Raw genomic sequence first — 23541 nt, forward strand, 5'->3', positions numbered from 1 at the left:
GTGCGGCAAACCGACGCCAGTTGAACAAGCCCAGTGGTGTTCTCCGAACTGGTATGGTTGACCGTGTGCGGTTGGGCTACCAGTTTCGAGAGGTACACCACATACTGTAATGGGCCCTCGCTCGTAGTCCCGATAGATGCGACCAGCCCTGACGACCGTGCAAATATTCGCGCTACTCGCGGTAGTTGTCGGGACACTGGTTTTCGCTGCGTCGTTTGCCGTCGATACGACCAGCGCCCGCCCTGAACCAGTATCGTTCGATAACACTGTCCAGCGTGGGATTACGATGGCTGACGAACAGATTGCCCGGAATCGGAGCATCAGCGTTCCGCGGGCACAGGTCTTCTACTCACAGTACCGCTACGTTGTCGGCTACGTTGGCATAGATCAGGCTGTGACGTCACTCACGGAACCGGGCCACGAACAGCAGTTCGGGTATCCACTCGCGGTGTACGTTTCCGACTACAGTGACAGGCCGGTCAGATGTAGCGACGACGGCTACCTCCGGACTGCCGCACCGCCGGACTGGGTCGAAGCCAATCAGGCTCACTACGTCGTCGATAGCTCGGCGCGAGTCCCGTCAGGGGAGGCGGTTGTGCCGTTCGCCGACCGTGACGACGCCGCGGCGTTCGCCGAGACGTGCGGCGGACGAATCATCGACTGGGACACCCTCAAGACCCGGTCGTTCGACCTCGAACAGGCGGGGGCGGTCCGAAAGCAGGTCGGCCCGCGGCGAACCGACGCCGATGCCACCGTGCAGGCGGCACGAGAGCATCGGGACCGACCTGTCTCGGTTGAGGTCGGAACCGACGCCCCGACGATTCAGGCGGCTGTCGACGCGGCCCCACCGAACACGACAGTCGCCGTTCCGGCCGGCACCTACGACGAGCAGGTGACGATAGACAAGCCACTCACTCTCAGCGGTCCCGGGGCGACGCTCGACGGCGGCGGGAATGGGACGGTCGTGACAGTGACGTCGGACGGGGTCGGTGTCACCGGGTTTGACATCGTCGGCGTCGGTAACGCGACGGTCGGCGACCCAACGAAGGCCAACGACAGCGCCTGGGACGCCACCGTCACGACCGCCTACGGCAACAGCGACGCTGCCGTTACCGGGCGCAACGTCTCCGGACTGTACGTTGCGAACGTCAGCGTCGAGACGCCCGCTAGCGGCGTCGTCCTGCGGCGGACGCCCGGTGCAGTCGTCGAGAACGTCACGGTCAACGGGACGACGGACTGGCAAGACGGGTTCATGGGCGTCATCGGGATGCACGGGCCGATAGTCGTCCAGGACTCGGTGTTCAACGGCGGGCGTGACAGCGTGTACCTCCACCGGGCCGACGGGACCGCTGTCCGGAACAACACGTTCAGGGACAACCGCTTCGGCGTCCACCTGATGTACACCTCGCGGTCGCTCGTCGCAGACAACGTCGCCCGGGGACAGGAGTACGCCGGCGTCGTCGTCATGACCAACCCCGTGGCCAACGCCATCGTCGGAAACGACGTGCGCCACTCCGGCAGCGGCGTCATGATGGCCGGGTCCCGGAGCTATATTGCGCACAACGTGGTAGTCGACACCGACCAGGCGATGTCGACCAACGCCGACCGGTCCCTCTACGAGCACAACGTACTCTACGGGAATGATATCGGTGTGCGGGCGTCGACAGTCGTCCCGTCGAACATCGTCACCGAGAACGATTTCATCGCGAACGACCGCCATGCGGTCTCAGGACCGGGGCCGTTGCGCGTGTATACTCACGACGGCAGGGGGAACTACTGGAGCGGCGCGTACGACCTCACCGGCGGGTCTGGCCCGGTGTTGGCCCAGTCCTACTCGCCAACCGACTCCGTCGACCGTCGCCTTGACCAGACCAACGCCGCGATTGTCCTGCGGTCTGCACCGAGTGTCCGTGGTCTCCGGGCGCTTCGCGGCACCACACCCGGCTTTCGCCGGGGCAGCATCGTCGACAGGGCACCGCTGACAGGTCCTGCGAATCCCGAGACTGTCGAGCGCCTTGGTAACGAGACATCGATGGAGGGAGCGACATGACTGGCGAGACGTATCTCGCGGCGGACGAGGTCACGAAAAAATACGGCGACGTGACAGCCGTCTCGGCGGTGTCACTCGACGTGCCGTCAGACGCCGTGACCGGGTTCATCGGCCCGAACGGCTCCGGGAAAACGACGCTCCTGCGCCTGCTTCTGGGCGTCGAACGACTAACCAGCGGAACTATCTCGTACAGCGGTCCCGATGCCGAGCGCCAACTGGGCTACCTGCCACAGCGGCCGACCTTCCGGCCGGGCTTTAGTGTCAGAGAGACCGCAGCGTTCTACGCGGACCTCGTCGACGACGACCCGGACCGCCTTCTCGAACGTGTTGGCCTCGAAGCAGTAGCAGACCGTCCCGTCTCAGGGCTCTCCGGGGGAATGACGCGTCTTCTGGGAATCGCCCAGGCACTGGCCGGTGACCCGCCGATTGTGATGCTCGACGAACCAGCAAGCGGCCTCGACCCGGCGATGAGCCGACTGATATTCGACATCGTCGAATCGATTGCCGACGCCGGCCGTGCTGTGGTTCTCTGCTCGCACGAACTGCCACTCGTCGAGAAGACGGCTGACCGACTGGCTGTGCTCGAATCCGGCCGCCTCGTGCGGACCGGATCGGTCGAGGAACTCCGGGAACAGACCGGCGGGCCGCTCCACGAGACGTTCACAGCGCTTCTGGAACAGGACAGAGCCGCTATTGCCGCGCCGGAGGGCACACAGTCATGATAGATGGGACCCGCTTCTGGACGGTCTTCGTTCGGGAAGTCCGGAGCGCAGTCAGGACACGCACCTATCTGGCGCTCGGGCTGATTACAGCGATTGTCCTATTCGGCCTCGCCCATGCCGGTGGTGGCCCCACCGGCGGCTACGTTCCCACTGTCGTCGATACGCTCATAGCCGTCGAAGTACTCGTGCCGACGCTTGCCTTCGCCGTCGGCTATCGCGCGATAGCCGACCCCGCCGTCCGGGGAGAACTCGACGTACTTGACACCTACCCGCTCTCGACGTGGTCGTACGTCGGCGGGGTGTACGCGGGTCGTGCACTCCTGTTGCTCACTATTGTCGTCGTGCCGTTGCTGGCGCTGGGCGTCAACGTTGCAACGACCGCAGGACCGGAGACGACAGTGTTCGCGAGCCACCGGGGCGTCGACTCGCCGTTCCTGTTCATCCGGTTTGTCGCGCTGACGGTCCTGTACGCGCTCACGTCACTGACTATCGCGTTCCTGCTGTCGGCGCTCGCCGGCACCCGGGGGCGGGCGCTCGTGCTCGCACTCGCTGGGCTGCTCCTCCTCACTGTCGGAAGCGATCTGGCGGTGTTCGCAGCGCTTGACACCGGCGTTACCACGGGCACACTCGGCGGCGCACTCGCCATGACCCCGGCGGGGGCCTACCGTGGACTCGTGTTCGACCAGGTTCTGTACGTCGCTGTCCCGGGACGGTCAGCGTTCGTCCCGACGTGGGCTGCCGCACTCTCGCTGCTGTTCTGGTGGGGACTCACGTTTGTGGGGGCGATGTTTGCGACGGATGCGGCCTGATACTGTCGGCGGCACGTCTACACCGGATTTCGCCACTGTGAATACCTTGATATATATACAGGGTGGCATAGAACCGTTGTCACTCTCATCCAGAAACGAGCAACACAGGTGAGCGATGTGACACGGGAAACTATGAACCATCAATTAAATGGTGGGATCTCGGTGCAAGATACAGCGGCTGCATACGACATTCAAATTACTGCTATACGTAACGGTCATCTATGACTGTATTTACATTTTGTGTCCATGACAACCAATTACTTCTGGGCTTTACTCATTAAGTCACATAAATAATCTTCATTTGCAGACATTCAGTCGTGAAAACGACCGGAGTCGTTATGCAGAGTTCCAAACAGGTAGCTGATCATAACTACGGACGAACCAAGCACTCAACGGGAGAACGCCAACTCAGTCATCCAGAACTAGACAGTGCCGAGGTTAGCCAAATGATGAACTATTTTAATTCTGCGGAATATGAACCATTGTGTCACAGTCGAACAAGGATGCTGTTCGAGCGTACTACACGGCGATTGATGCGGAAGAGTATGATACGGTGTTTGCTCTCTTCGACGAGAGTATAGTGTATGAACGCCCTGGGCAGGAGAACATTCGTAACATAGACGCTCTCAAGGACTTTTATATCAACCAACGGCCGCTGTCTGCTGGGTCCCATGAAATCCACTCGCTCACAAGCGAAGACGAGACTGTTGCGGTGAGAGGGACATTTAGCGGCGTGCAAGCCGACACCGCTGTCTCATTTGGATTTGCCGACTTCTTCGTATTCAATGAGACGGGTCTTATTGAGCGTCGCTATACCTACACGGACCGAGATACAGTTTGATTGGTCGCGACATTGAAACTCGACGTAGCGACTGGGGGCCGCGTTCCCGAGTGCGTCGAGACGGGATAGCAATCTAGCACGAGGGACATTGAGCAAATACACGTCCGCGCAGTGGCAAGGCTGATGCTTTGTGTAAGGTGTATGGTGAGATGTACAACCTTGCGTTCTACGGTATAGACGAGGCGGATTTCCAGTTAGCACCCAATCACATTGTGGATGATGGCGAATATGAGACTATTTTAGAAAGTGCTGTCACTGCACTGATAATCTCTGATGCGGTCATTGATTCCATTTCAACAGGTGGATTACTGAGGACACATAACCCAACCGGTTCGGAAGGTCCGATAGAGACTGTTCAAATATTAGACGAGAGCTTTAATTTGCAGTTCTCTCATGAAAACCGGAAGAAGAGGTATTGATGTACGTCTTGGAAGCGATGCAAGATATGCGCCCTCCATCTTGCACAGCGGTCAGAAAACATACGGCGCTTATCAGACATTTCGGCGGTCAGTCCGCACATCTACTGAACGACTGTTTCATGTTATAGTAACCGAAAACAACATTTTGTGAAGCGTTGCATGACACCCGCATAGTTAGAGCAAACAGTATGCGTTCAGCCGTCGTCTGCCGCGGCCGCGAGCCCGTCGTCGACCAGCCGTGTGAACCGGTCGATAAGACGGTCGGTAAGCGACGGACGGACCGCCGCAAGCAGCCGCTGTGTCTCGTCCGGGTCAGTCAGGGTCACGACGACACGGCCCCGCTCACCGTACGATTTCTCGAGTATCCCTGCATCGGCCAGTGCCGAAACGTGCCAGGACACCGTACTCCGGGCGACGCCTAACCGGTCGGTCAGTTCGTCTGCTGACAGGGACTCCGCTTCCAGAAGATGCAAGAGAATCGTCCGCGCAGTCTCCCGCCGGGCAAAGGCGAGTACGCGCCGCTCCCAGGGGTCGTACTCCCGGCTGTAATAGTGCGTTTTGCCCTGAATCTCTTCGGCGACGATATCGCCGGCACGGTGCAGTTTCCGCAGGTGATACTGTGCCTGACCGGTCGCGATATCGAGATCTGCTGCAAGCGCGTTGAAATGGACTCCCGGTTTGGACTCGACGTGGGAATGCACCTGCTCAGTAACCGTGGACATTGTCTTCAGGACAGCTTTTCACCCACCGAGACAACAGGGTATCGAACGTTCTCACCGCGTGGGAACTCGCCTACATCCCACCGACTAGTTCCCGTGATATATCTTCCGCAGGGAGCGTCTGACCGCCGTACTCCTCGACGAACGACTCGGCGTCCGCGCTGTCGCTAAATGGAACGATAGCGGTCCCCATCGCCCCCTCTACGTCGGAGTTCGCGACGACAGTGAGGCTTTCCGTCGAAGCGAAGGCTTCGCGCCCTAGATGGCGAGAGATGATGGTCTTGCCACCGTCGGTCTGGGTATCGTAGTCAACTGTACTGTAGTCGGTGAGGAACGTCTCCGCGGGCGTCCACCCTGATTGTTCCTTAGCGAATCGGTGGCGATACGTGCAGGTCGTACTGCAAAACCGTGCCGGCGGGTCGTGGCCCTCTGGCGCATTGTCCTGATAGTACGTTTGGCCGGCTGGCCCCGGGTGCTGGTCGATAACCATTCCACACTGGTCACAGTTCTGGCCGCTTTCGATGCTGACTGGGTCTCTCCCTTCACTGGTTCCCAGACACCCCGAAAGTGATACGACTGCCAGAGTCCCAGTCCCGGCCAGGAAGCATCGTCGTGTGAGACCTGCTGCGTGCTCAGACATACGAGGGAGTACACTGAACGACACCAAATGGTTCATGGTGCGACCGTCGAAACGCCGGTCAGTCGGGGACGCTCGGCGGTGCGACTGAATAGATCGCACTCAGTACCAGCAACGCGATGAGGAAGTCGAATCCATGCTCAGTGAGGTGATGTACGACCATCGGGACGACACCAAGGACGGTCCCGATGCCGACCACGGACCGAAAGAACAGTAACCCGATAGCGGCGGTCAACAGCACGTACGGCCGTGACCGGCGTCGGCGTGTACTGACCGCTGCGACGACAAACAGCGCCAGCGTCCCGAGTGTAGCGAGGCCCAGTACGGCGATCAACACTGCAGATTGACCGGGACCGATCCAGTCAGCCGAGGGTTGGAGCATCTCTCAATACTTTGTTTCACGCAGTAGCACTGGAATCGGTTTCGGTCGCAATCGCTGTCGCGCCTCCATCATCGACCGGGATGTCCCGGAATACCTCCGCCGACGAATACCCGTTTGAACGGGTATGAAACCCCCTCAGGTAGCCACCAGCACCGGTCGTCCGGCGTTCCGGACAACCCGGTCTGTACCACGAGCCGCCGACAGTCACGGCTCGATGTTCTCTCGAAAGTCGGGTGCCAATCCGGTCTGTTTGATCCCGGTGAGATCCGTTATCTCGAATTCGTAAAGCGCGACCCCGCCGGACGTGGTGGCCGTCTGGAGCGTGTTTGGTCGCCAGGCGTTTTGTGTCATCGCTGTGATATCCGGCCATTCGTCCTCTGGCACACTGTCGATATCCCCGGCAAGCATCACGCTCTCCCACTCAAACGTGGTGTCGATTTCGTAGACGAGAAACCGGCCGCGGCCGGCTCGCTCAGTTAGTTCCGCTTTCTGGCTTGACTCGCCCAGTAGATACGTGAAGTAGAGACACGCCCCATCGTCAAAGCCGTACGAGAGCGGCAGCAAATACGGAACATCTGTCGTCGGAAGCCCTAACACTCCGGTTGAGTGTGTGGCGAGAAACTCTCGGATTTCCTCGTCGTCCATCCGTTCTAGTCCATACTTCTCTAATTGATCGATTGTCATAGCTCGCGTCTGACCATCCAGTTACGTCTGATAAATGTGATCCAACGGTAAAAAAGTAGAGCGGGCTTCTCGGGAGAAAGACCGTCTAGAGTGTGGCACAGATACTGGTCCATCTCCAGACGGGTCCGGCACTGATTAGATTTTTTGGGATACATACCGCTGAGACCGCTTTGCAGTCCCGTAAAATATTCAGGCGTCGCTGTTGACCGCCGGACTTCTAACAATCTGAGAACTGCGACTGTAGTTTATTTACTGACAGCAACGAGTTGGAAACACAGCAATGTTCAGTTCAATTCTGGTCCCGACCGACGGCAGTGAACACGCGACCCGCGCCGCTGAACACGGTGCCGCGCTGGCACGTGCGTTCAACGCGACACTACACGTTATAGCTGTCATCGATACGCGAACGGCAGGCGGGCCGTTCAGCGGCGGCGATCTTGACGACGAGACACTCGACCGCATGACGGCTGACGCCGACGAAACAGTCACGGCTGTGACGGATGCGGTGGACGCCGCCGGAGCGGTACAGACGACTATTCGCACGGGTAATCCTGTCGACGAGATCTGTACATACCGCGACGACCACGATATAGACTTGATTGCGATGGGAACGCACGGTCGGACAGGTGTCGGGCGGTATCTCGCCGGGAGCGTGACAGAGAGTGTTGTCCGGCAGGCCGATGTCCCTGTTTTCACTGTCCGCGCCACCGAACAGAGTCGCGAGACCGATTCTTACGACGATATTCTCGTCCCTACGGATGGAAGCACGTCCGCAACAGCCGCTGTCGAACCGGCCTGCGAAATTGCGGCCCAGTTCGATTCCCGTGTTCACGTTCTGAATGTCGTCAATCTCAGCAATGTCGCGACCGGTTCGGAATACACGCTGCCGAAAGACTTGATCGAGACGCTCGAATCACAGGGTGAGACAGTGACCGAGCGGATTGCAGCGCAAGTACGCGCGTCCGGCGTGGAAACTGTTACACAGGTCGTCGATGGATTCCCGGCGGCAGATATTCTCGATTACGCCGAGGAGAACCATATCGATCTGATTGCGATGGGGACGACCGGTCGGACTGGGCTCAATCGGTTCATCATGGGAAGCACGACGGAACGGGTCATCAGACACGCTGACATGCCTGTGCTAGCAGTCAACGCCCGGGACCAGCACGGTGACGAAGCCTGAATACGGGGGAACGCGCTCCTGTCTGTCAGCGTCTGACTCCGTACGCCTCGGCCATGTCTCTAGCCAGGCCACAGTCAGATGCGACTCGACCATGCACTTATTGCTGTTCCTGTAGTGACAGTAACTATGTCCACGGACAACCCGGTTACGATGACGGACGAAGAACGGGACGCGCTTCTGGACAACGGGGGGACTGGCGTCCTCTCGCTCGCCGCCGGCGACGCACCGCCACACTCGGTTCCGGTATCATACGGGTACGACGCGTCGACTACCACCTTCTATTTCCGACTGGCCGTCGGCACTGAGAAGTCGAAGGGCGAACTCAGTGACCGCTCGGCGACGTTCGTGACCTATCGCGAGACGGATACGGGATGGCAGAGTGTGGTCGCCAGCGGTCGGCTTGAAGACGTCGAACAGGAGGGAATCGAGACAGAAACGCTAGAGGGGCTCGAACACGTCGAAATCCCCTTGATAGACATCTTCGAACGCCCCCTCCGGGAAGTGACATTTGAATTCTACCGCCTCGTACCTGATGACCTAACGGGACGGACCGAGCCCTGACACGAGACAGTTCTCAGCAGTACCCGCCCGCTGGGGATATGAATCTGAGACAATTGGCACTACTAGTCTCCCGTCTAAACCCGCATGGTTCCGAAACACCGTCGTACTGTATAGGCAAACTCATATCAACGCAGCGGTAGATCAGCCGTCCATGTCCGAAGCCGCCCACACACAATCGACTGCCGACGTTCTTTCGGGACTCGACAGCGAGTCCGATGGGCTATTGGCATCGGAAGCTCGGACTCGGCGCGAGAGATACGGCGAGAACGAAATCACGCAGGGGAGCGAACGGACACCACTCGATATCGCTGTCGCCCAGTTCGATAGCGCTCTTATTTGGGTTCTCGTTGCAGCAGCGATACTGTCCGTGTGGGCGGGACACGCCGTCGACGCAGTACTGATAGCTGTGATCGTGATCGGCAACGGCCTGTTCGGCTTCGTACAGGACTATCGTGCAGAGGGAACGCTCGAATCACTGCGAGAACTGACCGCTCCAACCGCGACAGTCAGGCGCGACGGACAGTCTGTCGACGTTGACGCGACCGAACTCGTCCCGGGCGACGTTGTCGAACTGGAGAGCGGTGATGTCGTTCCAGCCGACGGTCGGCTGATTGATTGTCAGTCTCTGGAGGTAGACGAAGCAGCGCTCACCGGTGAGAGTACGCCAGTCGCGAAAGGAACTGGGCCGGTCGGAGCCGATACACCGCTAGCGGAGCGTGAATCGATGGTGTACAAAGGGACGAACGTCACGCGTGGTTCGGCCGTTGCCGTCATCACGACAACCGGGATGGACACCGAGGTCGGGTCCATCGCCCGCCAGCTCGCAGGCACGGAGGAAACCGACACACCACTGCAGGCTGAGCTCGACACGCTTGGGCGGACACTCGGTGTCGGTGTGATAGGCCTTGCTGCGCTCGTGATTCCCCTTCTCGTCCTTCAGGGGACCGAGCCGGTTCAGGCGGCGCTCACCGCGATATCGCTCGCTGTGGCCGCGGTTCCCGAAGGCCTTCCGGCGGTAGTGACGCTAACGCTGGCCCTCGGCGTTCGGACAATGGCTGACGAGAACGCGCTCGTGCGGCGCCTGCCCGCCGTCGAGGCCCTGGGCTCCGTCGATGTCATCTGTACCGACAAGACCGGGACGCTGACAGAGGGGCGAATGTCGGTCAGTCGGCTCTGGGTCACCGACGCTGTTGTCGACACTGCCGAGATAGACGGGGCAACTTTGCCGGACCGTGTCGCCACGGTGCTTCGTGCAGGGACACTGTGTAACGATGCGACCCTCGAAGAGGGCGACCCGACAGAACGAGCCATTGTCATGGCGGCTGACGAGGCTGGAATCGACGTCAAGCGCCTCCGTGAACAGAACCCGAGAACGGACGAGATCCCGTTCTCCTCGGAGCGCAAGTGGATGGGGACTGTCCACGATGACACGGTCTACGTAAAAGGCGCACCTGAAGTGATCCTCTCGAAGTGCGACCGTGTCCTCACCGAAAGCGGCCCGACGGACCTGACGCCCGACGGAGCCAGGCAGATCAGAGACCAGGTCAGGGCGTTCGCTGACGACGCGCTTCGGGTGCTCGCAGTGGCGTACACAGAGGATGCCGACGTGGTCGAGCGCGATGATACAACCGGCCAGGCCGACGATGTCAGTGACGACCTGCTCTTTGCCGGGTTGGTCGGCATGATCGACCCGGCCCGCGAGGAGGTTGCTGATGCGATCGCGGCGACCGAGCGTGCAGGCGTCGGTGTGAAGATGGTAACCGGCGACAACGTCCGGACTGCCGCGGCCATCGCCGGCGAACTCGGGATCGGCCAGCGCGTGATGGAAGGCCGCGACGTCGAGGGCTGCTCCGAGGATGCGCTCCGTGACCGCGTTGCGTCCGTTGACGTGTTCGCACGCACGTCCCCGGAGCACAAGGTCCGGATTCTGCGAGCGCTGCAGGCGAACGGTCACACTGTCGCAATGACTGGCGACGGGGTCAACGACGCACCGGCGCTGAAAAACGCCGACATCGGCGTCGCGATGGGCGTCCGCGGGACTGACGTGGCTAAACAGGCCAGCGACGTCATTTTATTGGACGACAACTACGCGACAATCGAGCGGGCAATCGAGCGCGGCCGGGCGATTTTCGACAACGTCTGGAAGTTCGTTGGCTACCTGCTGAGTGCCAACGTCGCCGAAGTCGCCATTGTGTTTATCGCCTCGTTATTCGGCTACCTCGTTCTGCCGGCAGTCCAGTTGCTGTGGATTAATCTCCTTACTGACGGGCTGCCAGCGCTCGCAATCGGGGCCGATCCGAAAGGCGATGACGTGATGCAGCGACCGCCCAGAGATTCGGCCCGGGGAATCATCGACCGCGAGATGCTCGCCCTCATCGGTGGCACGGGAGTCATTTCGACAACCGTAATGCTCGGACTGCTACTGGTCACGCTTGCCGACACAGCCACAGTCACGCCCTACGCGATGACGATGGTCTTCACCGGGTTCGTGTTCCTCGAATTCGAGAAACTGCACGTGATCCGCTGGCTCCGGGAGACACCGCCACTGTCGAATCGGTGGCTGTCGTCCGCAGTTTGTGGCTCGATACTCCTGCAGCTTGCCGCCCTGTACACCCCTCTCAACACATATTTCGGGACGGTCCCGCTCGGCCTCGCCGACTGGGGGTTGATCGGTGCGGTCCTCTTGCTCGCCCTGCCGCTGTACCTCGCTGTCGCCAGCGGTGTGAAGCGCCTGTGATGCTCCGAGCTGTGTCTGCTAGAGCTGTCCGGTAAGCACTTTCGCGGCGACCAGCACTGGGTCCCAGACGGGGCTGAACGGCGGCGCATACGCCAGATCCAGCCGTTCCAGTTCGTCGACAGTCATGTCTGCCTCGATGGCTGTCGCGAGCGTGTCGATACGTATCGCCGCCCGGTCTTCGCCGACGATTGCGCCGCCCAGCAGGCGGCCACTCTTCCTGTCTGCAACGAGTGTCACGTCGGTGTCGTCGCCGCCGGGGTAGTACCCTGACCGGGAACCGGTAGTGACTGTTTTCGATACCGGGTCGAAACCGGCAGCGCTGGCCCGCTCGTGGTCGAGGAGACCGACGCGACCGCATTCGAGATCAAATGCCTTCACGACGGCTGTCCCGGCGATATCGCCGACGAGTGAGGGTTCGCCAGCGACGGTCTGTCCGATTGCGCGACCGGCCCGGTTCGCTGTCAGTCCGAGCGGCACCCAGTCGGGTGAACCGGTCACGGCGTGATTTGCTTCGGCGCAATCCCCGGCGGCGTAGACGCCGTCGACGGTCGTAGCCCCATATTCGTTGACCGCTATCGCCCCGGAGTTGCCCAGCTCGACCGGTGTGTCCGTAATGAGTGCCGTGTTCGGGCGGATGCCGATACCAACCAGCGCGAGGCCCACGTCGGTGGTACTGCCGTCGTGAGCGACCGATGCAACGCGCCCGTCGTCACCGACGAGCGCGTCGACGGCGGTGTTCAGATGCAGCGTCACACCCTCCTCCCGGAGATGGTCGGCGACGCGTTCGCCCACCGCTTTCCCGAACGGCGGCAGGAGGTGGCTCGACCGCTGAAAGAGGTGTGTCTCTACGTCGTGGGCCCGAAACGCCTCAGCCATCTCCACGCCGACGTAGCCGCCGCCGACGATGGCGACCCGCTCGGGCGGCTCCCAGTCGGTGTACTGCTCGACAAGCGCCGTATCGACGTACTCGATACTCTTGTCGACGGCATCTTCGTCAGGTCTAGACAGCGCGGCGCGGACTGCGGCGGCTGAGTCAAGCCCGTGCATCGTGAACGCGCCGTCGAGTTCCGTCCCCGGAATCGGCTCAGTCGTCGCGTGTGCGCCCGTCGCGACGAGCAGGTCGCCATACGGCTGGTCGACGGTCTTGCCGTCGTGGGTGACGGTGACGGTTTCGGCACCGGTATCGACGCCGACCACTTCGTGGTTCCGGCGAAGGTCGATACCTCGGTCGGCTGCCTCCTCGGGCGACAGTGAGAGGAGGTCCGTCAGGCGCTCGACAGTTCCCTTCACGTAGTACGGCGTTCCGCAGTGAGCATAGGACACCCACTCGCCTTTCTCGAAGACAATCACGTCACGGCTCGGTACCTCGCGGGCGAACTTGCTCGCGGCGCTTAGCCCGGCCGCGTCGCCACCGATGACTACGAACGGGTCCGTCATACAGTCCGTTGCGTCACTGCGGTACTTAGGGTTGAGTGAGGGACGGGTAACTGCGTGGGCTACTGCTACTAATCGTGTCCGGGATGAGTTCGAATTAACCGACCGGTGGTTTTCGTGAGGGACGCACGGCTTTCGATTCAGCCGCGCCGTGTTTCGCTCCAGCGTGATTGGATGTGACTGCTGTCGGAATTAGCGGGTAATGACTTCATAGTCGTCGACGAGCGAGCGGAGACTCGGGCGACTCTCGTGGTCGTTTAGCGTGACCAGCTTGGCGGTCGCGACGGCGCCTTTGACGCCGAATGCGCCCGAACAGTAGTCACAGACTGCCGTGTCATCCTGTAAGTTCCGATACAGTTCGTGGTAGTCGCTGCTCTCATTTTCGAGCTCCGCAATCCACTGCGTTCCGGCCCCGTCGAAGATGCGTTTGGGGTCGTCCTCGTCGTTCTGTGTGATTGACTCCGCACCGTCGACTGACCGCGCGGGAAATTAATCGCCAGCGGTGACGAGAGTGCCTGTGAACCACCAGTCCCCTATTCCGCGTAGGACTGAATAAGCGCTCGGAGGTCCGCTTCACCTTTGACGCCGACTATCTCTTCGACCTGCTTGCCATCGGCAAACAGGATGAGTGTCGGGACGCCCCGGACTCCATACGACTGAGCGAGTTGCTGGTTGGCGTCGACATCGACTTTGGCAACGGCCGCATTGGTTTCCGCGGCCAGTGTCTCGACTACAGGTTCGAGCATCTGGCACGGGCCACACCAGTCGGCATAGAAATCTGTGAGGACGATATCGTGCCTGCCGACGACATCGTTGAGTTGGTCCGCCCCATCAATGTGAATCGGTTCCTCCGTCGTGGTCGGTTCGGCGTCGGACGCGGTATCGGTTGTCATCAACACTCTCTATGCGTCTGCAATAGATAAGAGTTTGCACAATAAACACAATACTATGGACTACAATACGCCGAAAAGATGTAGTGGAGAGATGTGTCCACAGGTAGAACGCTACTCATCGCGGGAGCCATCGATACAGAGGCGTCGTTAGCCTTCGACAGTCGGGGCCGAGGACTCAGCCTGTTCGTACTTGTTTTCGAACTCCTGAATCAGCTGCCCCATCTTCGCGTACCAGTCGTTGAGCATCCGTTGCATCTCGTCTGCGATCTGTGACGGGTCTGTCGGCGAGTAGACGTGGTAGTAGCCGCCCTGATCGTAGTTGATCTGGTCTTTCTCGATGAAGCCTGTCTGGAGAAGCCGCTGGACGGCGCGATACGCGGTCGAGCGCTCTCGGTCGACTGCTTCGGCGAGTTCGTCTACGGTCAGCGGTTCATCAGCCTCGACGAGCGCCCGAAAACACTCTTTGTCGAGTTCTTTGAGGCCGTGGAAACATTCCAATAGCCCTTCGCACTGCATATCCTGTCGGAGCTGTTCAGACATCGAATCTGGCATCGTTATCACGTCTCTGTAGCCGCTACGCCGTTAAAAGACTTGTGTACAGTTCGCACAAATGCACGCAAAAGCTGCTAGCGAACGGGTGGTTGAGCGACCGTTCATGCAGGCGAGACGACCTTCACCGTCCAGGTCGTCTCACCTGCTGTGGCTGTAGCGCCAGTCTCATTTCCCACCACCGACACACTCGTTGCTGCTCACTCAGCCATTCTGTCGTCATCGTGGTTGGGGGTGGTAGAGTCACAACCTGACCGAATCTCTGCTGCCGTCGCTTCTGTGATATTATTGCTCAATTTTCACAGTTCTCATTTCTGCTGAGAGAGTTAGCTCGGGGTTCCAAGAACGGACCCCGTTCAGTCGCCGGTCACCACTCTCCCACGGCGAAGTTTTCTTGCTAGTTTATACCCGCATCGCTCCTGTAGGGCTGGGGAATATCTATATTCTGCTCACGGAGTACAGCCACATCCTCGACGCGTGGCGAGCTCTCTATTCGATCCGATATTTGTGAGAACAGGCCACGCTACTGGCAGTGCATCCGAAGAGACTTTGCTCTGTAGGCACAATACAATACACGAATGACACTCCCAATCGACCCGAGTCAGATCGACCCTGAAGACATCGGTGAACAACAGGCGACGCTCGAAATGAGCCACGAGGACGCAATCGAACACGTCCGGGACGTGTTCACCGACGCCGGATTCGGTGTCCCCGTGGAGTTTTCGCCTTCCGACATGCTCAACGAGAAGATCGACGCGGGGCGAGACCCCTACTACGTGCTGGGAGCTTGCAACCCCGAAGTCGCCGACCGCGCCCTCGACGCGACGGACAACAAACTCGGCGCACTCATGGCCTGTAACGTCGTTATCTGGGAGGAAGAGCCCGGGACACAGCGCGTCTATCACGTTTCGATTATGCGCATCGCTCGCCTCGTCGGGATGGCTCCCGACGACGAGGAGATGGCAGACATTGTCGCCGACACCGGTGAAATCGTCGACGAGGCATTCGAGAACCTCTAACATGGGGTATCACACGTTTGACGCCGGCCGGGCCGACAAGCTCGAAGACGCACAGCAGCGGTATCGTTTCCTCTCCGCAGAAGAGCTCCGCTGGGCGTTGTCGGCCGACAGCGACGAGACGGTCGTAGACTTCGGGAGTGGGACCGGCTTCTACACCGACGATGTTGCACCGGCCGTCGACCACGTGTACGCCGTCGATATTCAGGACGCGATGCACGACTACTACCGAGAGAAAGGCGTCCCTGATAACGTCGACCTCGTCACGAGTGGGGTCGATGACCTCCCGTTCGATACCAGCAGCCTCGACGCGGCGTTCTCGACGATGACGTACCACGAGTTCGCCAGCGACGGGGCGCTTCGCGAAGTCGGACGGGTGCTCAAGCCGGGCGGGACGTTCGCTATTGCCGATTGGTCCGCCTCCGGAAGTGGTACCAACGGCCCGCCTGTCGATGAACGGTTTTCAGCCGACGAAGCGACGGATGCACTCCGCAAGCACGGGTTCACGGTTGAGTTCGAGGCAGTGCGGCCGGAGACATTTCTGCTCGTTGTGAGTGCCGAATAACGGGTCAGCACTGACCACCGGACACGCCCGGTTTCGCCTTTCCCTCAATAGTCGGTCCGGGAGCAGCACTGACCGTCCTGTTGTACTCGAATTTCTCGGGTGTTAACTGGCGAACAGCCGCCGCTCTGCGCGTTCGTGTTCGGCGGCGAGTACGTCTACCAGCGGAGCGAACGGCGTCATCTCGTCCAGTTCTCGGTCTGCGCTCTCTTCGACTGCGGTCGTCATCACGGGCCGCAGGTCAGCCAGAATCCGCTGGGCGTCCGTGTGGCCGAGCGAGAGGAGTCGCTGTGCCGCGCCCAGCAACCCAGTCACGAACCCGTGACAGCAAAGCAGGCAGGCCTCGCGGACGGGGACGTCGGCCAGTCCGGTCGCAACGCCGAGGACGACGGCGTAGTTCCCGGGTGCGTCGTTGGCGTCGACACGCTCGGCATAGCGGTCCAGCAGTGCCTCGTCACGCAGTTCTGTCTGGAGTGAGAGCAGTCGGTCGCCGGACTGCTGGGCGCTCTCGCGGAACTCCGCGGCCAGCGTCACAGCCGAGAGCCGCCGGTCGGCCCGGCAGATGGCGTCGAAATCCCCGTCGATAGCGGCGGCGTGTGCGGCCCGGAGCGCGACGAGTTCGGCGGGGCCGACCTGCTGGCGGAGGTATGTCGACAGGAGTGCTTCGAGGTCCGCTGGGTCTTCGACCCGGTCGTCCTGAATGAACTGCTCCAGTCCGTACGAAACCGTGTAGGTCCCGACCGGGAGAAACGAATCGGCGAGTCGGAACGATTCCAGCGTCGCGGCGTCGGTCATTGCTCGCCTCCGTCGATAGTACGGACGCCGTGGTCGTGGGCGTGGCCACCGCCGCTGTGACTGTGGCCGCTACCGTCGTGGTCTGTCCCGTCACCGTGGGTGTGGTCGACCCCGCCGTCGTCGAATGTCGTCGGTGGCACGTCCTCGTACCGCATCGGCACGTCTGCGGGGAGCAGTTCGGTGACCGTCGTCTCCATCCGTTCTTTCGAGTCGGTCACGGGGAACAGCGCTTCTCGCTCGCGGACCGCGAGGTTCCAGTGTCTGTTCCCGACTGCGTGACCGAGTTCCAGCGCCGCGGTCGGTGACACATCGCTGTCCGCGAAATCGAGCACGAGGGCCTCGATAGCGGCGAGTTCGACGACGATGCGGGTCCCGTCCTCAGTCTCCAGCACGTCGCCGTCCGCGAGGTCGCGGGCGACCACGATACCGAGGTCTCTGCCGTCTGTCGCTTCAGTCCGGACCCGGGAGCGACGGCGTTCGGTGTCCGAGAGGACGACAGTGGCGCAGTCTGACGCGTCGAGACTCTCGGCGACAGAGTCGTCATCACGGTGGCCGAGGTAGGTGTCTGCGACCAGCATCAGTACTTCCTCCCGGACGGCGCGGGTACGTCTAGCAACTCCTGTCTGGAGTGGTCCCAGGCCGCGTGGAGTGTCGCCTGCACGGTCTCGGCCCGGTCGCCCAGAGCACGAACCGCAACGCCAGCGCCGTTCGGTAAGGCTGTCGCGCCGGCCCGGGCCTCGCCGTCGGTGACGACCTCGTGGAGCGCGTCGCTCAGTTCGGTCTCGTCGCAGTCGGGCGCGAGGACGAACGCCGTCCCGTAGACGGTGAACTCGCCGAGCACGCCGGGCGCTGTGGGGTCCCCGTCTTCCGGCGTCAGATGCGTCGCGTCCTCGAACAGGAGGCCGTCGGGCCCGGTTCCACGCACGCGGGAGAGGTACCGCTCGAACTCGAAGCGCTCGCCCCGAGCGAGCCGTCCGGGGACAACCACGTCGCTGACCACAGCAGTCGCGCCGGGGGCCAAGTCGACCGTGAGCTCCTGCAGGTACCTGGAATCGGCGTGGAGAATCGTCGGCTCGGGCACGTAATCCAGATGGCCGCCAGCACCGACGCTGAGGGTCGTGTTGGCGGCGGCGTAGTTACACGTCATCGACTGGACCTTCGTCGAGCTCTGGGTCGAGACGTGTGCGATGGCCTCGTCCCCGACCGTTATCGCCACGTCGTGGCGGTCGCCCTGGGCGACGCCGCCGGTCGGTGACTGGATGAAAACTGTGTCGGCGTCGGGATGGGGGTCGTGACCAAGCGTCCCCGAGATGTGGAAGGGGACCGTGGCGTAGTCATGAACCAGGGTCGTTCCCTCAGCTGTCCGCTCGAATGTCAGTTCGAGCACGCCGTCTTTCCCCGGCGACCCCACGGCGGCCTGTGGCACGGCCTCGGTTGCATACCCCTCGAACGCGGGATGGGGCGCGTCGGCGGCCATCAGGCGAACAGCACCCCTTCGCGGACGTGTGACAGCACCTCGTCAACGTTCGTCTCGTCTTTGCAGTTGGTAAATACAACTGGGCCGTCCCGGACCTCGTCGGCGTCCCGCGCCATCACGTCGAGGTCGACGCCGACGTGGGGCGCGAGGTCCGTCTTGTTGATGACGAGCAGGTCACAGTCGACGACGCCGGGGCCGCGCTTGCGGGGGATATCCTCGCCCTCAGCGACCGAGATGACGTACAGCGAGTAATCGGCGAGTTCGGGGTTGAACGTCGCCGCGAGGTTGTCGCCGCCGCTCTCGACTAACACGAGATCCAGTTCCGGGTGCTCGGCGAGGAACGAATCGATCTGCTGGAGATTCATCGACGGGTCCTCGCGGATGCCCGTGTGCGGACACGCACCGGTTTCGACGCCGGCCACGAGGTCCTCGGGGACGACGCCGGCGAACCGTTCACGGAGTACGTCGGCGTCCTCCTGGGTGAGGATATCGTTGGCGATGACGCCCACGTCCAGGCCCTGCTCGCGCAGTTCGGGGACGAGCGCGGTCAGTAGTGAGGTCTTCCCGGAGCCGACCGGGCCACCGATGCCGACCGTCGCCACGTCGCGGTGTGTCAGGCTCATTCGTCTGTCTCCGGTTGTTCGTCGCCGCCGTCAGTCGTCGCTTCAGTTGCCTCCTCGCTCTCGTCATCGTCAGCGCTTCCGACGCTATCGGAGCGGATCGGGTCGTGGACCGTGACGAGTTTCGTTCCGTCAGGGAACACCGGTTCGACCTGGATCATATCTATCATCTCCGGGACGCCGTCCATCACGTCCTCGCGGCCGAGCAGTTTCGACGCGCCGGACCGGATTTCGGCGACGGACTGGCCGTCCCGGCCCCGCTCGATACACCAGTCGCTGATGTAGGCGACGGCTTCGGGGTGGTTCAGCGGGACGCCGCGTTCCTTGCGGCGTCGCGCGACTTCTGCGGCAGTAAAGACTGTGAGTCGCTCCTGTTCTTTGGCTGTGAGTTTCATAGCAGGTACCGCTGTGCGAGTGGGAGTTCTGAAGACGGTTCGCAGGTGACGTGGTCGCCGTCGACCCGGACCTCGAACGTCTCCGGGTCGACCTCGATGTCGTCGGGGCAGTAGCTGTTGTACACCATGTCGTCCTTACCGGGTGTGCGTGCGCCCTCTATCGGGACGACGCGGGAGTCAAGCCCGTACTCCTCGCCGACTCCGGCCTCGGCGGCCGCCGGGGAGACGAACGAAAGCGAGAGGGCGTGTTTGGCCTTGCCGACCGCGCCGGCCCGTTCGCGCTGGAGAATCGGCTCGCAGGTCATCAGCGAACCGTTCGCTTCGCCCATCTCGGAGTGGACCGGGAAGCCGCCCTTGAACGTCATCGCCGGCTTGACGCCGAAGAACGCGGGATCCCAGAGGCAGATATCGGCGAGCTTTCCGGGTTCGAGCGTCCCGACGTACTCCTCGATGCCCGCCGAGATAGCCGGGTTGATGGTGTACTTCGCGACGTAGCGCTTGATGCGGTGGTTGTCCGCGCCGGTCCCCTCGTCCTCGGGGAGCGGGCCGCGCTGGGACTTCATCTTCGAGGCCGTCTGCCACGTCCGGGGGATGACTTCGGCCATCCGGCCCATCGCCTGGGAGTCGGAGGTCATCATCGAGATCGCGCCCATGTCGTGAAGCACGTCCTCTGCGGCGATGGTCTCCGCGCGAACCCGGGACTCGGCGAAGGCCACGTCCTCGGGCACGTCTGGGTTGAGGTGGTGACACACCATCACCATATCCAGGTGCTCGTCGAACGTGTTGTCGGTGTAGGGCATCGAGGGGTTCGTCGACGACGGCAGCATATTCGGCTCGCCGACCATCTCCATGATGTCCGGGGCGTGACCGCCGCCAGCACCCTCGATGTGGAACAGGTGCATGGTCCGGCCGTCGACAGCACCGAAGGTGTTCTCGACGAAGCCGGCCTCGTTCAGCGTGTCCGTGTGCATACACACTTGCACGTCCTCGTCTTCGGCGACTTCGAGACAGGTGTCGATCGTCTCGGGTGTCGACCCCCAGTCCTCGTGGAGTTTCAGCCCGCAGGCACCGGCTTCGACCTGCTCGCGGAGCGGGCCGGGGTCGGAGGCGTTGCCCTTCCCGTAGAAACCGACGTTGACCGGCCATTCCTCGGCTGCCTGCAGGAAGCGCTTGATGTTCTCCGGGCCGGTCGTGGTCGTCGTCGCGCCGCCGCCGTACCCGCCGCCGAGCATCGTTGTGATGCCGCCAGAAAGCGCGTGTTCGTGGAGCTGTGCGGAGTTGAAGTGGATGTGTATGTCGAGGCCGCCGGCGGTCGCAATCTTCCCCTCGGCTGGGTAGACGTCCGTCGACGGACCGACGACCATGTCGACACCATCCATTGTGTCGGGGTTTCCGGCCTTCCCGATGCCGGCGATCTCACCGTTCCGAATCCCGATGTCGGCCGCGACGATACCGAGTATCGGGTCGATAATCGTCGCGTTCGTCAGCACCCAGTCGAGTGCGCCCTCCGCCTGTGTGACGCCGGGGGCCATTCCCAGCCCGTCGCGGAGCGTCTTCCCGCCGCCGAAGACGGCCTCGTCGCCGTGTGTGCGGAGGTCTTCCTCGACTTCGGCCAGCAGTTCCGTGTCGCCCAGCCGGACCTTGTCGCCTGTCGTTGGCCCGTACAACTCGGCGTAGTTCTCGCGGTCGATGTCGCGTGTCATTGGTCCGCCTCCGCGTTACCGCCGTCCGTCGCCGTCTCGCCGGTGTCTCTGAACCCGGCCGCACGCATGCGCTCAACGGCGTTGCTCGTATCGCCGTCGACGCTCCCGTTGACCAGTCCGTTCATCCCGTGGGCGCGGCGCTTCCCGCCGATTTCCACGAGCTCGACCGTCTGCTCGTCGCCGGGTTCGAACCGGACAGCCGTGCCAGCGGGGATGTTCAGCCGCATCCCCATGGCTGCCTCGCGGTCGAACTCCAAGGCCGCGTTGGCCTCGAAGAAATGGAAGTGCGACCCGACCTGTGAGGGCCTGTCGCCGGTGTTACCAACCGTCACTTCCGTCGTCTCCCGTCTTTCGTTCAGCGTCACGGTCCCCTCGCCCGGGATGACTTCGCCGGGCACGAGTCCGTCGCTCATCGTCCCACCGACCCAAGTATTTCTGACTGTTCGTCTATCATCTGCTCCTCTCTTTGAATACTCATACTAAAATGGTTGCTCTCTGCGCAAGTGACGCCTCTATATCGAGTACTGGATTAAATGCTAAAGTTCCGGACGTAAATGAAGGGCCCCGACTGCGGGATTGTCTTCCTCCGCGTGGGAAACGAGACTCACGTCCAGTCCGGCCGCGGTCCCGGCGACCGACGGCCCGTCCGGCGCGGGCGAGAATTTGATGGCCGATTTGCGGGCTCAGTCCCCGGATTTGACTGACAGCGGGCGGACAGGTCGCGCTGTCAGAAAAACGGCGCCGGTTCCCGGTTTTGTCGCATTGACCGCCGCTACCGAAGAATTGCTGAAAAGTTCAAATTCTTCGGCCAGTACTAGTGGTTTCGGTGACTAATTGTCATATCCTTTGACGACCTTATACTCCACAGTCTGTGTGGAGGACAATATAATATAAGAGTGGTAAACCTTATTTTCCCCCTCCCGGACGGCAACATTGTGAGAGAAATCATGGACGAACGTTCGGATATCATGGGTAAAGAACGAGAGATGACCAACGGAGATGTGGAAAACGGTGGCAATACCGAAGCGGAACTAGCGGTGGTAGCATGAACCGGTCGTCCGTCAGCCGCCGACAGTTCCTCGGCGCGAGCGGGGCCGCACTCGTCGGCGGCCTCGCCGGCTGTTCCGCTGGCGAAGGCGGCACCTCGACGGACACCACGAGCAGCGCCGAAACCCTCAAAATCGGTGTTCTCGAGGACCAGTCCGGGAACTTCGCCCTCGTCGGCGACCCGAAAGCAAAGGCGTCGATGCTCGCAATTGAGGAGATAAACGCCAACGGTGGTATCGACGGCAAGCAGATCGAGACGTTCCAGCGCGATCCCCAGTCGGACAACCAGCGGTATCAGGAGCTTACCCGCACGGCAATCAACGAGGAGAACGTCGACGCGCTGTGGGCCGGTTACTCTTCGGCAACTCGGGAGGCCATTCGGCCGATAATCGACCGCAACGAACAGCTGTATTTCTACACCACCCAGTACGAGGGCGGTGTCTGCGACGAATTCACCTTCGCGGTCGGTCCGACTGCCCGCCAGCAACTCGGCATCGTCCTCCCGTACCTGGTCGAAGAGTTCGGACCAGACATCTACACCATTGCGGCCGACTACAACTTCGGACAGCTCTCGGCCGACTGGGTGAAGGTGCTGGCAAACGAGAACGACGCGAACGTCCTTGGCGAGGAGTTCATTCCGCTCAGCGAGTCCTCGTTCGGCTCGACCATCAACCGGATTCAGGAGGAAGACCCCGACTTCGTCATGTCGATGCTCGTGGGCGCAAACCACACGTCCTTCTACGAGCAGAAGGCCTCGGCAGGGCTCGACATCCCCATCGGCACCTCGACGGCGATGGCACAGGGGTACGAGCACCGCCGGCTCGACGGTCCGGCTATGGCTAACATCTACGCCGGCGTCAACTACATGGAGGAAGTTCCGACCGAGAGCAATACGGGCGACGGCGGTTTCGTCGACCGGTACTTCGAGATGTACCCCGACGCGCCCTACCTCAACGAGGAGGCCGAGACGAACTACTTCTCGACGTACATGTACAAGAAGGCCGTCGAGCAGGCCGGCACCACCGAACAGCCGGAAGTCATCGACGCCTTGGAGTCGGGGATCGAACTCGGCACGGAAGAGGCACCCGAAGCGCCCGAGGGCGAGACGATCCGTCTCGACGGCGCAACCCACCACGTCGACCACCACATGTGGATTATGCGCGCCGACGAGGAGCACAACGTCGAAGCCGTCGAGAACCGCCAGATTCCCGAGACGTTCCTCTCGGAGACGGCCGGCTGTAACCTGCCCGAGAACCCGGAGCAGACCCAGTACACCCCGGTCGACTACTACGAGGAGGCCGAGTAG

25 protein-coding genes and 1 pseudogene are annotated in these 23541 nt (G+C 61.5%); 11 read left to right on the top strand and 15 right to left on the bottom strand.

Going from position 1 to position 23541, the window contains the following annotated elements:
* Window positions 1–136: 136 nt before the first annotated feature.
* The 5 genes from C437_RS05160 (at window position 137) to C437_RS05180 (ending at window position 4841) form a co-directional block, all read left to right on the top strand.
* Entirely contained in the window at window positions 137–2050 is a 1914-nt protein-coding gene (locus tag C437_RS05160; protein ID WP_004515840.1) for a NosD domain-containing protein, read from the top strand.
* The gene (locus tag C437_RS05165; RefSeq protein ID WP_004515841.1) at window positions 2047–2772 is read left to right on the top strand and encodes an ABC transporter ATP-binding protein; all 726 of its coding nucleotides are present in this window, start codon (window positions 2047–2049) and stop codon (window positions 2770–2772) included. The genes C437_RS05160 and C437_RS05165 overlap by 4 nt, the downstream gene beginning before the upstream one ends.
* Window positions 2769–3581 (top strand): ABC transporter permease, encoded by an 813-nt coding sequence (locus C437_RS05170; RefSeq protein WP_004515842.1) that lies wholly within the window; start codon window positions 2769–2771, stop codon window positions 3579–3581. Before C437_RS05165 ends, C437_RS05170 begins: the two co-directional genes overlap by 4 nt.
* A gap of 484 nt (window positions 3582–4065) precedes the next feature.
* Window positions 4066–4422, top strand: a complete 357-nt coding sequence (locus tag C437_RS05175; RefSeq protein ID WP_004515843.1) for a nuclear transport factor 2 family protein — start codon at window positions 4066–4068, stop codon at window positions 4420–4422.
* A 149-nt stretch (window positions 4423–4571) separates the two neighbouring features.
* Window positions 4572–4841 (top strand): hypothetical protein, encoded by a 270-nt coding sequence (locus C437_RS05180; protein WP_004515844.1) that lies wholly within the window; start codon window positions 4572–4574, stop codon window positions 4839–4841.
* Window positions 4842–5035: 194 nt separating this feature from the next.
* Here C437_RS05180 and C437_RS05185 read toward each other — a convergent pair whose 3' ends face one another.
* The 4 genes from C437_RS05185 to C437_RS05200 form a co-directional block, all read right to left on the bottom strand.
* Window positions 5036–5563 (bottom strand): winged helix-turn-helix transcriptional regulator, encoded by a 528-nt coding sequence (locus C437_RS05185; RefSeq protein ID WP_004515845.1) that lies wholly within the window; start codon window positions 5561–5563, stop codon window positions 5036–5038.
* 70 nt (window positions 5564–5633) lie between these two features.
* Window positions 5634–6200: a nitrous oxide reductase accessory protein NosL gene (locus C437_RS05190; protein WP_049919624.1), complete on the bottom strand. Its 567-nt coding sequence runs from the start codon at window positions 6198–6200 to the stop codon at window positions 5634–5636.
* Window positions 6201–6258: 58 nt separating this feature from the next.
* Window positions 6259–6579 carry a DUF7471 family protein gene (locus C437_RS05195; protein ID WP_004515847.1) on the bottom strand — a complete coding sequence of 107 codons (321 nt, stop codon included), beginning with the start codon at window positions 6577–6579 and terminating at the stop codon, window positions 6259–6261.
* Window positions 6580–6783: 204 nt separating this feature from the next.
* Window positions 6784–7263, bottom strand: a complete 480-nt coding sequence (locus C437_RS05200) for a pyridoxamine 5'-phosphate oxidase family protein (RefSeq protein ID WP_049919625.1) — start codon at window positions 7261–7263, stop codon at window positions 6784–6786.
* Between the two features lie 280 nt (window positions 7264–7543).
* Here C437_RS05200 and C437_RS05205 point away from each other — a divergent pair, with 280 nt between their 5' ends.
* The 3 genes from C437_RS05205 to C437_RS05215 all read left to right on the top strand — a co-directional run bounded on the left by C437_RS05205 (window position 7544) and on the right by C437_RS05215 (window position 11744).
* Entirely contained in the window at window positions 7544–8446 is a 903-nt protein-coding gene (locus tag C437_RS05205) for a universal stress protein (RefSeq protein ID WP_004515849.1), read from the top strand.
* 126 nt (window positions 8447–8572) lie between these two features.
* Complete coding sequence (locus tag C437_RS05210; protein WP_004515850.1) at window positions 8573–9007, top strand: pyridoxamine 5'-phosphate oxidase family protein; 435 nt, start codon at window positions 8573–8575, stop codon at window positions 9005–9007.
* 151 nt (window positions 9008–9158) lie between these two features.
* Complete coding sequence (locus C437_RS05215) at window positions 9159–11744, top strand: calcium-translocating P-type ATPase, PMCA-type (protein WP_004515851.1); 2586 nt, start codon at window positions 9159–9161, stop codon at window positions 11742–11744.
* Between the two features lie 18 nt (window positions 11745–11762).
* Here C437_RS05215 and C437_RS05220 read toward each other — a convergent pair whose 3' ends face one another.
* From C437_RS05220 to C437_RS05230, 4 genes and pseudogenes are all read right to left on the bottom strand, one after another.
* Window positions 11763–13181, bottom strand: a complete 1419-nt coding sequence (locus tag C437_RS05220; RefSeq protein ID WP_004515852.1) for an FAD-dependent oxidoreductase — start codon at window positions 13179–13181, stop codon at window positions 11763–11765.
* A 189-nt stretch (window positions 13182–13370) separates the two neighbouring features.
* Window positions 13371–13628: pseudogene (locus tag C437_RS21215) on the bottom strand (DsrE family protein); the annotation flags it as partial.
* Window positions 13629–13711: 83 nt separating this feature from the next.
* On the bottom strand, window positions 13712–14071 hold the full coding sequence (gene trxA, locus C437_RS05225) for a thioredoxin (protein ID WP_004515853.1): 360 nt from the start codon (window positions 14069–14071) through the stop codon (window positions 13712–13714).
* A gap of 147 nt (window positions 14072–14218) precedes the next feature.
* Complete coding sequence (locus tag C437_RS05230; protein WP_004515854.1) at window positions 14219–14623, bottom strand: helix-turn-helix domain-containing protein; 405 nt, start codon at window positions 14621–14623, stop codon at window positions 14219–14221.
* A 575-nt stretch (window positions 14624–15198) separates the two neighbouring features.
* On the opposite strand from C437_RS05230, the gene C437_RS05235 reads away from it, so the two are divergent.
* Window positions 15199–15639 (top strand): DUF302 domain-containing protein, encoded by a 441-nt coding sequence (locus C437_RS05235; protein WP_004515855.1) that lies wholly within the window; start codon window positions 15199–15201, stop codon window positions 15637–15639.
* Between the two features lies 1 nt (window position 15640).
* Window positions 15641–16201 carry a class I SAM-dependent methyltransferase gene (locus tag C437_RS05240; RefSeq protein WP_004515856.1) on the top strand — a complete coding sequence of 187 codons (561 nt, stop codon included), beginning with the start codon at window positions 15641–15643 and terminating at the stop codon, window positions 16199–16201.
* A 102-nt stretch (window positions 16202–16303) separates the two neighbouring features.
* Here the strand turns inward: C437_RS05240 and C437_RS05245 are convergent, their stop codons facing one another.
* The 7 genes from C437_RS05245 to C437_RS05275 are packed head-to-tail and all read right to left on the bottom strand — an operon-like array spanning window position 16304 to window position 21601.
* On the bottom strand, window positions 16304–16993 hold the full coding sequence (locus C437_RS05245; protein ID WP_004515857.1) for an urease accessory protein UreF: 690 nt from the start codon (window positions 16991–16993) through the stop codon (window positions 16304–16306).
* Entirely contained in the window at window positions 16990–17571 is a 582-nt protein-coding gene (locus C437_RS05250; protein ID WP_004515858.1) for an urease accessory protein UreE, read from the bottom strand. Before C437_RS05250 ends, C437_RS05245 begins: the two co-directional genes overlap by 4 nt.
* Window positions 17571–18470, bottom strand: a complete 900-nt coding sequence (locus C437_RS05255; RefSeq protein WP_004515859.1) for an urease accessory protein UreD — start codon at window positions 18468–18470, stop codon at window positions 17571–17573. Before C437_RS05255 ends, C437_RS05250 begins: the two co-directional genes overlap by 1 nt.
* A complete protein-coding gene (gene ureG, locus C437_RS05260) occupies window positions 18470–19093 on the bottom strand; it encodes an urease accessory protein UreG (protein WP_004515860.1) in 624 nt (207 codons plus the stop codon). The genes C437_RS05255 and ureG overlap by 1 nt, the downstream gene beginning before the upstream one ends.
* On the bottom strand, window positions 19090–19485 hold the full coding sequence (locus tag C437_RS05265) for an urease subunit gamma (RefSeq protein WP_004515861.1): 396 nt from the start codon (window positions 19483–19485) through the stop codon (window positions 19090–19092). The genes ureG and C437_RS05265 overlap by 4 nt, the downstream gene beginning before the upstream one ends.
* Window positions 19482–21188: an urease subunit alpha gene (gene ureC / locus C437_RS05270; protein ID WP_004515862.1), complete on the bottom strand. Its 1707-nt coding sequence runs from the start codon at window positions 21186–21188 to the stop codon at window positions 19482–19484. Before ureC ends, C437_RS05265 begins: the two co-directional genes overlap by 4 nt.
* Window positions 21185–21601 (bottom strand): urease subunit beta, encoded by a 417-nt coding sequence (locus C437_RS05275; protein ID WP_004515863.1) that lies wholly within the window; start codon window positions 21599–21601, stop codon window positions 21185–21187. Before C437_RS05275 ends, ureC begins: the two co-directional genes overlap by 4 nt.
* A 632-nt stretch (window positions 21602–22233) precedes the next feature.
* Here C437_RS05275 and C437_RS05280 point away from each other — a divergent pair.
* Entirely contained in the window at window positions 22234–23541 is a 1308-nt protein-coding gene (locus tag C437_RS05280; protein ID WP_004515864.1) for an urea ABC transporter substrate-binding protein, read from the top strand.

Source organism: Haloarcula vallismortis ATCC 29715 (assembly GCF_000337775.1).
GTDB lineage: Archaea > Halobacteriota > Halobacteria > Halobacteriales > Haloarculaceae > Haloarcula > Haloarcula vallismortis.